The sequence below is a fragment of the Peribacillus sp. NPDC056705 genome (assembly GCF_043656335.1).
Window position 1 is genome coordinate 1 of sequence record NZ_JBHTYI010000041.1, and the last position, 14,176, is coordinate 14,176.

Below are 14,176 nucleotides of genomic sequence, written 5' to 3' on the forward strand. Positions count from 1 at the left end.
GAAGAAATGTTTGACTTGCTCATTTGCTTTTTTGATAGTGTGTGCTCACTTAAAATTTAACGTTGGCGCTTTGTTTTGTTCAGTTTTCAAAGAGCGATTTATGTCGTTCGTTTGGAAACGACTTTAATAATATATCAACTATATTATATTTTGTCAACAACTTTATTCTCTCGCTGTCGACTTAGTTATTATATCTAGTATCAGGAATAAAAGCAATAGTTATTTTAAAATAAATAATATACATGAATTCATAGATTTCAAATACTATGGCTGCACACCTGATTAAGCTGAAAAAGCTTACTTTTATAAGAGTAAACTTTTTCTTTAAACATTATAATATTTCTTCTATATGTAATTCCCGATTGATCCCTAAATTGATAATTTGTTCACTATCCATCACCTTTATGACCGGTCTTGTTTCCGAGCCTGCATCAATAAAAATGATTTCAGCAATGAATCCATTGTTCAGTTTGACCCTGCTTCCTATGAAAAAATTAGCGAAGCCTGATAACAAGGTTTTAACTACCCCAATATCAAATTTACCAAAGTCATCATGTAAGATCATTTCTAATACCTTAAACGGTGACTGCTTCTTTCTATAAGTCCTCTCGGAAGTCATGGCGTGAAATACATCTGCAACCGCAATGATTCTTGAGAATAAGTTCATGGGTTTTGTTTTCAACCTCTTGGGATAACCCGTTCCATCTAATCTTCCATGATGCTCAAGAACGGCCATCTTCACACTATCCTTAATGATGGAACTATCTTTAATCATCTTGTAGCTGAAAATAGGATGAGAATGTATCTCCTCATAATCAGATGCTGTCAGGCTTGCCGTTTTATTTAATAACCTTGGTGGCAGCTTTGCCATCCCGCAATCTGCCAGACATCCGCCAATTGCAGCTTGGTAGACATCAGCCCTATTGCATTTCATTTTATATGCGATATATCCTCCTATTAATCCAATGGAAATAGCATGATGATATACATAGTCTTCTTTATTGCAATAGTGGTGCAGCTTCAAAATGTTTCCTGGTTCCTCTAAAGCCTTGTCCATAAGGGGAATCATGATTAAACGAATCATGGCCACCTCGACTTTACTGCCCGCTTGCCAATTTTTAAATAATCGTTTATATGTTTGTACTGACTTAAGATAAAAATCCGTAAAACCCGATGACTCCTCCGTTTCATCCCATTCTGGATCCATTACTTCTTTCGGCAGAAATCTCTTTCCATCAATCAAAGTCTTTTCAACGCTTACCTCTGTTATTAGAAAGGCTTGCAAAGCTTCGATTAATTGCCGGGTCAATATTGTTTTTTCATACATTATGGGTCTGTTCGAAAGACCTCTAATCTCTTTTGACAGAATGCAGCCTTCGATTAAATAGCGAGTTTTCACTAGCAAAATGTTTCACCTCGGTAATATTGGTGAGTATCATTCTACTTGAAAAACATGGTAGAAACTATCTTTTTTATGATTAAATACCTAAATAAATTCAATTTATTAGCATTTTTGTTTTGAATCCCCTTAATATAATAAGTCTTTTTACTCAAATCCAAACACTCATAAAATCAGGTTAAAGTTCATCTAGCACACAAAAAAAGACCCAGCTTAATTGCCTGGATCTTTTTTGTGAAAAGTTTATTCTTCCGTATCTTTTTCAGTTTTTTCATTTTCTTCACTTACAGCAGGTTCAGAATCAGAATCTGGAGTCGTGACCGTTTCTATTTCCATGTCTTTTTCTTCTTCTTCTTCTCTTCCTACGATGGCTACCGTCGAAACATATTCATTATCAGCGGATTCGAGTCGGATAAGCTTAACACCCTGAGTATTACGGCCCGTTTTAGAAATGCCTTCGACTTCCATTCGGATCAATACACCAGCTGCTGTAATAAGCATCAAATCTTCATCTACACCCGTAACTGTTTTCACGGCTATAAGTTCACCATTCTTCTCAGTGACATTACATGTTTTTATTCCTTTTCCTCCACGGCTTTGAATACGGTATTCTTCCGCTGAGGTCCGTTTTCCATAACCGTTTTTCGTAACGATAAGGACTTCTTCATCATCTTCAAGAATTTCCATTCCGACAACTTCATCATTCGTCCCTAAGGAAATCCCTTTCACTCCCGCTGCAGTACGCCCCATTGTCCGTACATCCGTCTCAGGGAAACGAATCATCATCCCGGACTTCGTTCCAATTATGATCTGTTTCTCCCCATTCGTAAGACGGACAGAAATTAATTCATCATCTTCACGTAAACCTAGGGCAATTAAACCATTATTACGGATATTTGCAAAAGAAGACAAAGGTGTACGCTTAGATACCCCATGTCTGGTCGTGAAGAATAAATACCAATCGTCAGCAAATTCCTTCACAGGTATGATTGCGTTGACCCACTCGCCCTTGTCGACTTCCAACAAGTTGATAAGCGGCAATCCTTTTGCCGTCCTACCAAATTCAGGTATTTCATATCCTTTGGAACGATAGACTTTACCTTTGTTGGTGAAGAATAATAGAGTGTCATGAGTCGATGTGGTTAACAAGTGACCGACAAAGTCATCTGTATTCGTTCCCATACCCTGTATTCCGCGCCCCCCGCGTTTTTGACTGCGGTATGTGGTTGCAGGCAAGCGTTTAATATAACCGTTATGCGTAAGTGTCACGATTATATTTTCCTCTGGGATTAAATCTTCATCTTCCAGGCTTTCAAAGCCGGCCAGTGTGATTTCAGTTCTCCGTTTATCATCAAAGCGCTCTTTAATTTCAAGAAGCTCTTCACGGATAATTTCAAGAACCTTTTCCTCATCAGCAAGAATTGCTTTATATTCTGCAATTATAGCCATTAATGCCTGATATTCATCTTCAATTTTTTCACGTTCCAGACCTGTCAAGCGTTGTAAACGCATATCCAGGATAGCTTGCGCCTGTTTTTCGGAAAGTGAGAATTGTGTCATTAAGCCTTCACGGGCAATGTCCGTCGTTTGGGAACTGCGGATCAAAGTAATGACTGCGTCCAAATTATCAAGTGCAATGCGCAAACCTTCTAAAATATGTGCGCGCGCTTCCGCTTTCCGTAAATCAAATTCAGTCCTGCGCCGTATGACTACCTGCTGATGCTCCAAGTAGTAGCGCAGGCATTGTTTTAAATTAAGCACTTTAGGCTGACCGTCCACCAAAGCGAGCAGATTGATTCCGAAGGTGGTCTGCATCGCGGTATGCTTATAGAGGTTGTTTAAAAGGACATTTGCATTAACATCCTTTCGAAGCTCCATGACAATCCGCATGCCATTGCGATCCGATTCATCCCGTAAGTCGGTAATGCCTTCGATTTTCTTATCTCGAGCAAGTTCGGCAATTTTTTCAATCAATCTTGCTTTATTCACTTGATAAGGGATTTCCTTAACAAGGATTACTTGTTTACCATTGGGTTTCTCTTCAATCTCGACTTTCGCACGTTGAATGATTGACCCTTTTCCAGTTTCATAGGCCTTTCTGATTCCACTTCTCCCTAAAATCAAACCTGCTGTCGGAAAGTCCGGACCAGGAATATATTCCATCAACTCAGGAATTGTAATTTCGGGATTCTTGCTTAAAGCCAGTACGCCGTCAATTACTTCACCTAATTGATGTGGTGGAATATTGGTTGCCATCCCTACCGCTATACCTGATGAACCATTCACTAACAAGTTCGGGAAACGGGCAGGCATAACCGCTGGTTCTCTTTCCGAACCATCGTAGTTATCCTGGAAATTGACCGTATCTTTATTTAAATCCCGGAGTAGCTCCATCGAGATTTTTGACATTCTCGCTTCTGTATACCTCATTGCGGCAGCTTGGTCACCATCGACTGAACCGAAATTCCCATGACCATCTACAAGCATATAGCGATAGTTAAAAGGTTGAGCCATCCGTACCATCGTTTCATATACAGCCGAATCACCATGCGGGTGATATTTACCGATTACTTCCCCGACAATACGGGCTGATTTCTTAAATGGTTTATCCGAAGTCATTCCAAGATCGTTCATTGCATAAAGGATTCTTCGGTGTACCGGTTTCAAACCGTCCCTTACATCAGGCAAAGCCCGCGACACGATAACGCTCATCGCATAATCCAAAAACGATGTCCGCATCTCGGTACTTATATTTATTTCTTTAACACCTGATCTTTCATTTTCTGACATGGAGCCAACCTCCTATTAAAAGCTTATACTCTCATCTAAAATTTAACTGTTCGTGCACTATTTAAAGAACAGGATGTAAAAAGCATCCTGTCAAAAATCAGATATCAAGATTTTTTACATAAATTGCATTTTCTTCAATGAAGTTACGTCGCGGTTCCACCTTGTCGCCCATCAACATCTCGAAAGTTTCATCTGCCTCGGCAGCATCTTTCAAACTGACTTGAAGCAACGTTCTCGTTTCAGGGTTCATGGTCGTTTCCCACAATTGCTCTGGGTTCATTTCCCCCAGCCCTTTATAACGCTGCAGGTTAGGCTTAGGAGTACTTGGCAAACTCGCCATGATTTCATCAAGCTCGCGGTCATTATAAGCATAATCTACTTTTTTCCCTTGTTGGATCTTGAAAAGTGGCGGCTGAGCAATATATATATATCCATACTCGATAATTTTTCGCATATACCGGTAGAAGAATGTCAACATCAGTGTCCTGATATGGGCACCATCCACATCGGCATCGGTCATGATGACAATCTTATGGTATCTAGCTTTTTCAATATTGAATTCATCACCAATTCCTGTTCCGAGTGCTGTGATGATCGTCCCTATTTCTTCATTATGCAGGATTCTGTCCAATCGCGCCTTTTCAACATTCAGGATTTTACCCCTTAGCGGTAAAATGGCTTGGAAATGGCGGTCCCGTCCTTGTTTCGCCGAGCCTCCCGCCGAGTTTCCTTCAACGATGTACAATTCACTGATACCCGGGTCCTTGGAAGAACAATCCGCCAATTTCCCCGGAAGATTGGATACTTCCAAAGCACTTTTCCTTCGGGTCAACTCACGTGCTTTCTTCGCTGCCATACGGGCTCTCGCTGCCATTTGCCCTTTATCTACAATTTTCCGGGCCACTGCAGGATTTTCATATAAGAAGGCATCAAGCCTTTCCGAAAGAATGGAATCAGTAACCGTTCTTACTTCAGAGTTTCCGAGTTTGGTTTTCGTCTGACCTTCAAATTGTGGATCAGGATGCTTAATCGAAATGATTGCCGTTAAACCTTCCCGCACATCCTCACCAGAAAAATTGGAATCCGCTTCTTTTAAGAGACCACTTTTCCGTGCATAATCATTGATGACACGGGTCAAGGCAGTCTTGAATCCTGACTCATGCGTACCACCTTCATAGGTGTGGATATTATTGGCAAAGGAGAAGACATTACTGATATAGCTGTCATTATATTGCAATGCCAATTCAACGGAAATTCCATCTTTCTCGCCTTCCATGAAAATGGGTTCCTCATGCAATACCTCTTTAGAACGGTTCAAATGCTCAACATAAGATTTAATGCCGCCCTCATAGTGGAAATCCCTGATTTTCTCTTCTTCCCCACGTTTATCTTCAATGATCAGCTTTAAGCCTTTATTCAGGAATGCAAGCTCACGGATTCGTGTGGCTAATGTATCGAAATCATATTCCAGGGTTTCAGTGAAAATTTCACCATCAGGAATGAAGTGTATAGTCGTTCCTGTATGATCAGTTTCCCCGATGATTTTCAAATCTTCTTTAGGGATACCGCGGTTAAATTGCTGATAATGGACTTTTCCTTCACGATGAACATAAACTTCCAATACTGTGGATAGGGCATTAACTACTGAAGCCCCAACACCATGCAGACCACCGGAAACCTTGTAGCCCCCGCCGCCAAATTTACCGCCCGCATGAAGGACTGTCATGATCACTTCAACTGCTGGCCGTCCCATTTTTTCATGGATGCCGACTGGAATTCCCCGACCATTATCGACTACCGTTATGCTATTGTCTTCTTCGATCGTCACTTTGATTTCCGTACAGAAACCAGCTAGCGCTTCATCAATACTATTATCGACAATTTCCCAAACAAGATGGTGAAGTCCTTTTGCAGAGGTAGAGCCGATATACATCCCCGGACGTTTACGAACTGCTTCTAAGCCTTCTAAAACCTGTATCTGATTCTCATCGTATGCCTGAGCTTGTACTTCTTTTTGTTCCATTGTCATTCGAATCACCTACACTTTTCTTTTGGCATTTATCAATTTTCAGGAGAATTTATAACGTTTAGCTACAATTCAAAGAATATCTATATCATCGATTAAGAGCGATGACTGCAGTGAACGCTTTTTCAAAGTGGACGACGCAAGCGGTGAATAATATACCTGTTTGTCCGTCACTACAATCGATTTAACCGAGTTTTTTGCTAAATGGTAAGTTACATCAGACTTTTTCTCCAAAAATTCACTCATGATTGGAGAGGCCTGAAGAAGTTTCTTATCTAAAATGGCTATGACATCATCCGTTTTCACAAGAATGTCTTCACCAATATGGAGATACATACATTCACCTCATCATTTAACCTTTTTTATACTTCCTTGACTCACATAAAAGGTGGACGCTTCTCTTAGGGTTTGATGATCGATTCCATCAACGGAGGGTGTCGTCACAAATGTCTGCACTTTCCCTTGTATTGTATTCAGTAAATGGGATTGACGGAAATCGTCAAGTTCCGATAACACATCATCCAATAATAAAATGGGATACTCGCCGATCTCTTCATGGATCAGCTCAATTTCGGCAAGTTTCAAAGACAGGGCAGTCGTACGCTGTTGTCCTTGTGAACCATAGGTCTGGACATCGCGGTCATTCACAAAAAAAACCAGGTCGTCACGATGAGGACCTACCAATGTTACACCCCGTTCAATCTCCCTTGTTTTTATTTTATCAAATTTTTCTGTGTATACTTCTATCATTTTCGTCAAATCCATAGATTCTGATACATCAAGCGACGGTTTATATTGGATTTTCAATACTTCTAGATTTCTGGAGATCCCCGAATGAATCGGCTCTGCCCATTGCTGGAGCTTTAAAAGAAACTCGTATCTTCTTTCGACAATTTTCGCTGCATACTGAATAAATTGATCAGTCAGCACGTCAAGCATCGTCGTATCCGTTTGTTTCCGGGTCTGCAGAAGCTTTAAGTAATGATTTCTTTGTTGAAGTATTTTATGATATTGGCTCATATCATGAAGGTATACGGGAGAAACCTGGCCAATTTCCATATCTATAAAACGGCGTCTGACTAGAGGACTTCCCTTTACAAGGTTAAGATCCTCAGGCGCAAACATGACCACATTCATATTTCCGACATATTGACTCAACTTTCTTTGTTCAATATGGTTGCACTTCGCCTTTTTCCCTTTTTTTGAAATGGTCAGCTCAAGTGGTATTGAGGTATTTCTCTTTCTAACTCTTCCTTCTATTTTAGCATACTCTTCATCCCAGCGAATAAGTTCTTTATCATTTGAGGTCCGATGGGATTTTGCCATGGCTAAAACAAAAATGGATTCCATGACATTTGTTTTTCCTTGAGCATTTTCGCCGAGGATTACATTGACTTTATTCTCAAAAGTCAGATTCAATTCGGTATAGTTGCGGTAATTTTTCAAACTTATATTTTCAATATACATATTCCGCTCTTCCCTTATGTTTTAGCTTGTAATTGTGTAGGTGCCAAATCCAGGAATCTCTATTTTATCACCTGATCTTAATTTTCTGCCCCTTCTCACGTCTAATTCGCCATTAATGTAAACCTCATATTCACTTAAGAACCATTTCGCCATTCCGCCGCTTTGAATCAAATCGGCCAGTTTCAGGAATTGTCCAAGCGTAATATATTCGGTATTGATTTTTATGGAGTCCATTTCATGCCTCACTCATTTCTAAGTAGTCTTTAATATTTCATTTTACTAAATTAATCCCATTAAGACAAAGTATAGCTTTTTCAGTTCTTATTTTTAGCGATTCAGCGTTCCGTACAGCATTGAAAAAATGCTAAAAACCCTTTGGAAACCTATATTTAAATATAAAAAAATTAAAGACCTGCTATACAAGCCTTTAATTTTTTTGAAATATTATTTTAGCTTAATAAGTCCTTACCGGAAGAATTAATTGCAGCATGGAATCATCATGTAGCGGGCGAATGACAAACGGACGCATTGCACCTGTGAAATTAATTTTTATATCGGAACCTTCCAATGCTTTTAGAGCATCCATTACAAATTTGGCACTGAATGAGATTTTCAGGTCTTCACCTTCAATGGCTTCTGCCTGAACCTCTTCAATTACTTTACCAATTTCAGGAGTGTTGGAAGAGACTTCGATTATACGGCCTTCCAGGGTTGTCAATTTGACGACATTATTTCTTCCTTCTCTCGCCAATAAAGAAGCCCTGTCGATCGCTTGGAGAAAATCTTTAGTGTGAACAGTCACGTCCGTTTTGCTATCAGATGGAATCAAGCGTGATGTATCGGGATAATTCCCTTCAAGCAGTCTTGAGAAGAATAATAAATTTTCAGCTTTGAAAAGTACTTGGTTTTCGGTAATGACGATTTCGATGAGTTCGTTCGTATCATCAAGGATCTTACTTAACTCATTTAGACTTTTACCTGGGATTACAACACTATAGGTCCCGTTAATTTTATTTTCTATTTTGGCTGTTCTCATTGCAAGCCTATGACTATCTGTTGCAATACAGGTCAATTCGTCATCTTGAACCTTCAAGTTTACACCTGTTAAGATGGGCCGTGTTTCTGACGTGGACACTGCAAAGCCAGTTTGGCGGATAAGGGTCTTCAAAAGGTCCGTTGGAAGTTTGAAAATATTTTCTTCTTCAATGATCGGAAGATGCGGATATTCCTCAGGATCCAGTCCATTTAGATTAAATTCAGCTTTACCTGAGCGAATAATCGTTTGAAAGTTATTCTCCACTTCAATTTCTACAGTATCCATCGGTAGCTTTTTGACAATTTCACTGAAAAAACGAGCATTAAGGACAATACCGCCGCTAGTTTTAACTTCAACAATCTCATCTCCGTCAACCTCAGCAGGGATGAATGATTGGATGGAGATATCTGAATCACTTCCTGTCAGAGTGACACCCTCACTAGTGACGCTTATTTTTATCCCCGTTAGAATCGGAATCGTCGTCCTTGATGTGACTGCTTTCATTACTTCTTGGACACTATGAACTAATCGATCTCTTTGGATTATAAATCTCATGTTTCATCCTCCAATTTTTTTATTGCCGAATAGGCATATATATTAATAATTTTTATTAAAAAAGATAGTAGTAATAGTAGTAGGGCCTGTTGATATGTGGATAAGTCCACTCAACCTAAGGAAAAACAGTCTATCCACATGTGGACAGACTGTGTGTAAGTAGTCGTCAGTTATTCACATTATCCAGAATCTATTATACCCTCAGCTGGTCCTGGATTTCTTTAACCTGACGTTGAAGCTGGGTATCTGTTTGCATGAGTTTGGAGATTTTTTCATGCGCATGGATAACGGTCGTATGATCGCGACCTCCAAATTCATCACCTATCTTGGGCAGGGATGAGTCCGTTAACTCCCTGGAAAGATACATGGCAATCTGTCTTGGAAAGGCTACGGATTTAGTCCGCTTTTTCGCCTTGAAATCCTCAAGTTTGACACTATAATGTTCACCGACCGTCTTCTGGATTTCCAAAATGGTGATTATTTTAGGTTTGGAGCTAGGGATGATGTCTTTTAATGCTTCAGCTGCCAAATCGGCATTTATATCTTTATTGATCAACGAAGAATAGGCGACGACACGAATAAGTGCACCCTCCAGCTCACGAATATTGGAATCGATTTGGTTGGCAATATAGAGCATGACTTCATTCGGGATATCAAGGCCCTCAGCTTTTGCCTTTTTACGCAATATGGCAATCCGCGTTTCCAGATCAGGAGGTGTGATATCCGTGATCAAGCCCCACTCAAACCTTGAACGGAGGCGATCCTCGAGTGTAGGTATCTCTTTTGGCGGGCGGTCACTCGAGATGACAATCTGTTTGCTTTCTTCATGCAACGCATTGAATGTATGGAAAAACTCTTCTTGGGTTTGTTCTTTTCCCGCAAGGAATTGAATATCATCAATTAATAAAACATCCACGCTTCGATATCTATCACGGAATTCCCCAGCTTTATTGTCCCGGATCGAGTTGATGAATTCATTCGTGAACTTTTCAGACGATAAATAAACGACCTTTGCATTCGGATTATGCTCAAGAACATAATGCCCGATTGCATGCATTAAATGAGTTTTTCCAAGACCTACGCCCCCGTATATGAATAAGGGATTATAGGCTTTGGCAGGAGCTTCTGCGACAGCGAGAGACGCGGCATGGGCAAAACGATTGCCGGAGCCGATGACAAATGTATCGAAGGTATTTTTCGCATTCAGCATATGCTGTGGAAATGCAGCATGCTCTTTGTCCTGTTTTTTTATCTTTTTAGGCTGAACAGGAACGGTGAAATCATCATCTTCTTGATTAGGGGGAATGATGAATTTTGCTTCCAATTCCTCACCGGTAAGTTCAAACAATACATCGGAAATAAGATGGGAATAGCGTTCTTCAAGCCAATCCCTGGCAAATTCATTGGGGGCGGTGACTGTTAAGGTATCACCTTGCAGTAAATAAGCCTTGGTTGATTTAAGCCAAGTTTCAAAGCTTGGTTTACTGATTTTTTTTTCGATTTTTCCGAGCGCCTGGTTCCAGAGGCTATCGATGTTATCCAAACTTATCCCTCCTTTGCAAAAAAATTTTAATAATTGTATCTAAATGTATAGGCACAAATAAACTCATCGATTGCCGTCTTGATATTAATTTTGACAGCAAAGGTTCGGTGAGCTGTATAAGGGATTTTGTGTTGTGTTACGTAAAGTGCCTAAAAAACTATATCTTGCGCTGTACAACTTTTGTACAGACTACATCTGGTAAGCCAGTGCAGATTTGAATGTTTATTCATCAACAGGCATTTTAAGAATTATATAATAAAGAAGAAAAAAGGGTTTTCGACAATATCCACCATCTGTGGACAGATTAATATACACAGGTCGAATAAACTATCCACAAGTTATACACAGTCTGTGGATAAACGTCCCCTGTTGATAAAGTTATTCAGAGTGAAAACACAAATATAATATCAGAAAATCAGGCGTCTTGCAATGGGTTAGAAAACTTTATCCACAACTTACCGAGCTTGTGGGAAAAACTTTTCCACAGGCCATTGTTATGTGCAAAAGTCTATAAAATGGTTTGTGGATAGAAAAAAACATGTCGAATTTTATCCACAGACCGTGATTACAGGCTCGAATTAATTAACTTGAACCAAGTTGTTCAAGCCGGAAGACCTGCATGAGACAGATTGAAAGTGATTCAGGTTCATACTTAGTTATTTGTCGAATGTTGTGTCGATCGAGGAATGATTCAATGCGAATTTCATATTTGAGCTCATCGATAAAATGATGGAAATTTTCCTTTCCCCAAAAATTTCTATATCAGTTCGGAGCAAAATCATTTACAATAGGCTAGGTAGTAAAAAAAGGCCTACTGGACATTGAGCATTAAAATGAAATATTTTTATGGATGAGGTTGACAAGTAGAAACCTCCATCTATATAATTGTAAAGACTGTCTTTAACTGTTATTCCTCAGGGAGGTGTCATATAATGAAAAGAACTTATCAACCGAATAACCGCAAACATAGTAAAGTTCACGGTTTCCGTGCACGTATGAGCACGAAAAACGGACGTAGAGTAATCGCTGCACGTCGCCGTAAGGGCAGAAAAGTATTATCTGCATAGACCACTGAAAAGTCTCAGTGGTCTTTTTTCGCAAAATAAGGGATTTACTGAGACTCAATTCATGTAATGAAGGTGTAAAAATGAAAAAAAAGTTAAGGATTAAGAAAGAGGACGAATTTCAGCTTGTGTTTAAAAAAGGTGAATCTTCTGCTAATCGGCAATTCGTTGTCTATGTCCTTGAAAAGCCGGGTCAGGATTATTTTCGGATCGGCCTTTCAGTCAGTAAAAAAATCGGGAACGCCGTGGTTAGGAACCAAATCAAAAGATACATACGGCAAGCGTTTTTGGAATTGAAAGAAGATATAGAAGAGGGTAAGGATTATATTGTGATTGCTCGAAAGCCAGCGGCGGAGATGGACTTTTTCCAGGTGAAAAGCAGCTTGATCCATGTCCTGAAACGTTCTAAATCATTAAACTTTAAAAAGAAAAAACAATAAAGCCCCCTTATATCGAATAAGCACTCCCCGGATCATGTGGTTACTTGAGAAAGATGACATAGAAAATTCCGATTGTAAGCTGTGGAAAAAAGTGGATTGCTTTTCCTTGAAATCTTCTAATAAACAGTTCACAATTGTTTCAAAAAAGATTGATTGCAGTTAGGAGGAAATTACGGTTGAAAAAACGAATATTACTCATTATTGGACTAGCCTCGATAATGATGTTGTTAGCAGGGTGTACGGAAATTAAAGAACCTATTACAGCGGAGAGTGAAGGTTTTTGGAATTCATACATTGTCTATCCATTATCAGCCCTGATCATTTGGCTTTCTGAAGCATTTGGCGAGAACTATGGTTTGGGAATCATCGGTGTTACACTTATCATTCGCTTAGCATTACTCCCATTAATGATCAAACAGGTGAAAAGCTCGAAAGCAATGCAGGCCATTCAGCCTGAGATGAAAGAACTTCAAGCAAAATACAGCTCAAAAGATGCTGCCACACAACAAAAACTACAGCAAGAAACAATGGCTCTATTTTCAAAATATAATGTGAATCCATTGGCGGGATGTTTGCCGATATTGGTGCAAATGCCGATTTTGATCGGATTTTACCATGCAATCAGCCGTACGGAAGAAATTGCTTTACATAGTTTTCTTTGGTTTGATTTAGGTTCACCGGATCCTTATTATATTTTACCGGTCGTTGCAGGTATCACGACTTTTATTCAGCAAAAGATGTCCATGGCTGGAATGAACTCCAATCCACAAATGGCGGCACAAATGACCATGATGCTTTACATCATGCCAATCATGATTGTTGTTTTTGCTATTAATTTCCCCGCTGCTCTTTCTCTTTACTGGGTAGTTGGTAACCTTTTTGGTATCGTTCAAACATATTTCATCAAAGGTCCGGATCTTAGAAAAGCAGCTGCGGAAAACGCGGGAGGGGCAAAGAAAAAGTGAAAAAGGTAACTGCTACAGGACAATCTGTCGAAGAAGCAGTAAATTTAGCTTTAGCTCAACTGAACAGCACTAAAGATCGCGTGGAGATAGAAATAGAAGATGAGGGCAAAAAAGGATTTTTTGGTTTATTTGGTGCAAGGAAGGCCATTGTCCATGTGACATTGCCTGCAGATCCCATTGAAGAGGCACTTGGATTTTTGAAGAAAGTCAGCGTGGAGATGGGAGTCGATGCACAAATTGATGTCACCCGTAAAGGGAAGAACGTAACTTTCCATTTATCAGGTGATAAAATTGCATTATTGATTGGAAAAAGGGGTCAAACACTAAATTCACTTCAGTATTTAGCGCAGCTTGTTGCAAATCGGTATTCGAAGCAGTATTTGAATATTACTGTAGATGCAGAAGATTATCGAAATCGCCGCAATGACACCTTAATCCAATTGGCTGAAAGAATGGCAAATAAAGCCATGAAAACAGGTAAGGCTGTTTCACTCGAGCCGATGCCATCTTATGAACGTAAGGTCATCCATAATGCCCTCTTGGATTATCCAAAAATAAAAACAACTTCAAGTGGGACTGAGCCATATCGCCACTTGGTCATTACTCCACTTAAATGAACCTTCTGCTTTTTAAGCAGGGGTTCTTTTTTTAGGCCATGAAATCGTTGTGTCGAAGATTTTTTTTCAAAGCAGCAATTCAACAATAACTGACAAATTTCTTTTCACCTTCTTGATTCGTAAAGGGAATGGAAGAAAGGGAAGCGGGCGATGTTTGTTATTCACATGTGGATAAGTTAGAATAGATGTTACAGAATATGGATTAATTGCATGTGGATAACTCCTGGAGAGGAGGAGTATCTACTTTTTTTCATGAATATACTGTGGTATTGTA

General features: G+C 39.6%; 12 protein-coding genes. 4 read left to right on the forward strand and 8 right to left on the reverse strand.

Translation table 11 applies throughout. The features are described from left to right. Positions 1-331: 331 nt before the first annotated feature. From ACFRAK_RS25125 to dnaA, 8 genes are all read right to left on the reverse strand, one after another. Positions 332-1,399 carry an HD-GYP domain-containing protein gene (locus ACFRAK_RS25125; RefSeq protein WP_394572734.1) on the reverse strand — a complete coding sequence of 356 codons (1,068 nt, stop codon included), beginning with the start codon at positions 1,397-1,399 and terminating at the stop codon, positions 332-334. A 243-nt stretch (positions 1,400-1,642) separates the two neighbouring features. Further along, positions 1,643-4,189 (reverse strand): DNA gyrase subunit A, encoded by a 2,547-nt coding sequence (gene gyrA, locus ACFRAK_RS25130; RefSeq protein WP_260285765.1) that lies wholly within the window; start codon positions 4,187-4,189, stop codon positions 1,643-1,645. 97 nt (positions 4,190-4,286) lie between these two features. Then, positions 4,287-6,212: a DNA topoisomerase (ATP-hydrolyzing) subunit B gene (gene gyrB / locus ACFRAK_RS25135; protein ID WP_387604972.1), complete on the reverse strand. Its 1,926-nt coding sequence runs from the start codon at positions 6,210-6,212 to the stop codon at positions 4,287-4,289. Between the two features lie 75 nt (positions 6,213-6,287). Continuing rightward, the gene (gene remB / locus ACFRAK_RS25140; protein WP_098370330.1) at positions 6,288-6,551 is read right to left on the reverse strand and encodes an extracellular matrix regulator RemB; all 264 of its coding nucleotides are present in this window, start codon (positions 6,549-6,551) and stop codon (positions 6,288-6,290) included. 12 nt (positions 6,552-6,563) lie between these two features. Further along, complete coding sequence (gene recF / locus ACFRAK_RS25145; protein WP_048687943.1) at positions 6,564-7,682, reverse strand: DNA replication/repair protein RecF; 1,119 nt, start codon at positions 7,680-7,682, stop codon at positions 6,564-6,566. A 21-nt stretch (positions 7,683-7,703) separates the two neighbouring features. Next, positions 7,704-7,916 carry a S4 domain-containing protein YaaA gene (yaaA, locus tag ACFRAK_RS25150; RefSeq protein ID WP_034316192.1) on the reverse strand — a complete coding sequence of 71 codons (213 nt, stop codon included), beginning with the start codon at positions 7,914-7,916 and terminating at the stop codon, positions 7,704-7,706. A 220-nt stretch (positions 7,917-8,136) separates the two neighbouring features. Then, positions 8,137-9,273 carry a DNA polymerase III subunit beta gene (gene dnaN, locus ACFRAK_RS25155; RefSeq protein ID WP_192207379.1) on the reverse strand — a complete coding sequence of 379 codons (1,137 nt, stop codon included), beginning with the start codon at positions 9,271-9,273 and terminating at the stop codon, positions 8,137-8,139. A 193-nt stretch (positions 9,274-9,466) separates the two neighbouring features. Continuing rightward, positions 9,467-10,816, reverse strand: a complete 1,350-nt coding sequence (dnaA, locus tag ACFRAK_RS25160; RefSeq protein ID WP_057914144.1) for a chromosomal replication initiator protein DnaA — start codon at positions 10,814-10,816, stop codon at positions 9,467-9,469. 932 nt (positions 10,817-11,748) lie between these two features. Here dnaA and rpmH point away from each other — a divergent pair. From rpmH to jag, 4 genes are all read left to right on the forward strand, one after another. Further along, complete coding sequence (gene rpmH, locus ACFRAK_RS25165; RefSeq protein WP_034316183.1) at positions 11,749-11,883, forward strand: 50S ribosomal protein L34; 135 nt, start codon at positions 11,749-11,751, stop codon at positions 11,881-11,883. A gap of 80 nt (positions 11,884-11,963) precedes the next feature. Beyond that, a complete protein-coding gene (gene rnpA, locus ACFRAK_RS25170; protein ID WP_076368512.1) occupies positions 11,964-12,320 on the forward strand; it encodes a ribonuclease P protein component in 357 nt (118 codons plus the stop codon). A 176-nt stretch (positions 12,321-12,496) separates the two neighbouring features. Beyond that, on the forward strand, positions 12,497-13,285 hold the full coding sequence (spoIIIJ, locus tag ACFRAK_RS25175; protein ID WP_076368511.1) for a YidC family membrane integrase SpoIIIJ: 789 nt from the start codon (positions 12,497-12,499) through the stop codon (positions 13,283-13,285). Next, on the forward strand, positions 13,282-13,902 hold the full coding sequence (gene jag / locus ACFRAK_RS25180; RefSeq protein ID WP_387604966.1) for an RNA-binding cell elongation regulator Jag/EloR: 621 nt from the start codon (positions 13,282-13,284) through the stop codon (positions 13,900-13,902). Before spoIIIJ ends, jag begins: the two co-directional genes overlap by 4 nt. The last annotated feature ends 274 nt before the right edge of the window (positions 13,903-14,176 follow it).

Excerpts from the sequence above, each read along its gene's own strand:
- gyrB (WP_387604972.1), bottom strand. The coding sequence starts at position 6,212 with ATGGAACAAAAAGAAGTACAAGCTCAGGCATACGATGAGAATCAGATA.
- gyrA (WP_260285765.1), bottom strand. The coding sequence starts at position 4,189 with ATGTCAGAAAATGAAAGATCAGGTGTTAAAGAAATAAATATAAGTACC.
- rnpA (WP_076368512.1), top strand. The coding sequence starts at position 11,964 with ATGAAAAAAAAGTTAAGGATTAAGAAAGAGGACGAATTTCAGCTTGTG.
- remB (WP_098370330.1), bottom strand. The coding sequence starts at position 6,551 with ATGTATCTCCATATTGGTGAAGACATTCTTGTGAAAACGGATGATGTC.
- rpmH (WP_034316183.1), top strand. The coding sequence starts at position 11,749 with ATGAAAAGAACTTATCAACCGAATAACCGCAAACATAGTAAAGTTCAC.
- recF (WP_048687943.1), bottom strand. The coding sequence starts at position 7,682 with ATGTATATTGAAAATATAAGTTTGAAAAATTACCGCAACTATACCGAA.
- dnaN (WP_192207379.1), bottom strand. The coding sequence starts at position 9,273 with ATGAGATTTATAATCCAAAGAGATCGATTAGTTCATAGTGTCCAAGAA.
- yaaA (WP_034316192.1), bottom strand. The coding sequence starts at position 7,916 with ATGGACTCCATAAAAATCAATACCGAATATATTACGCTTGGACAATTC.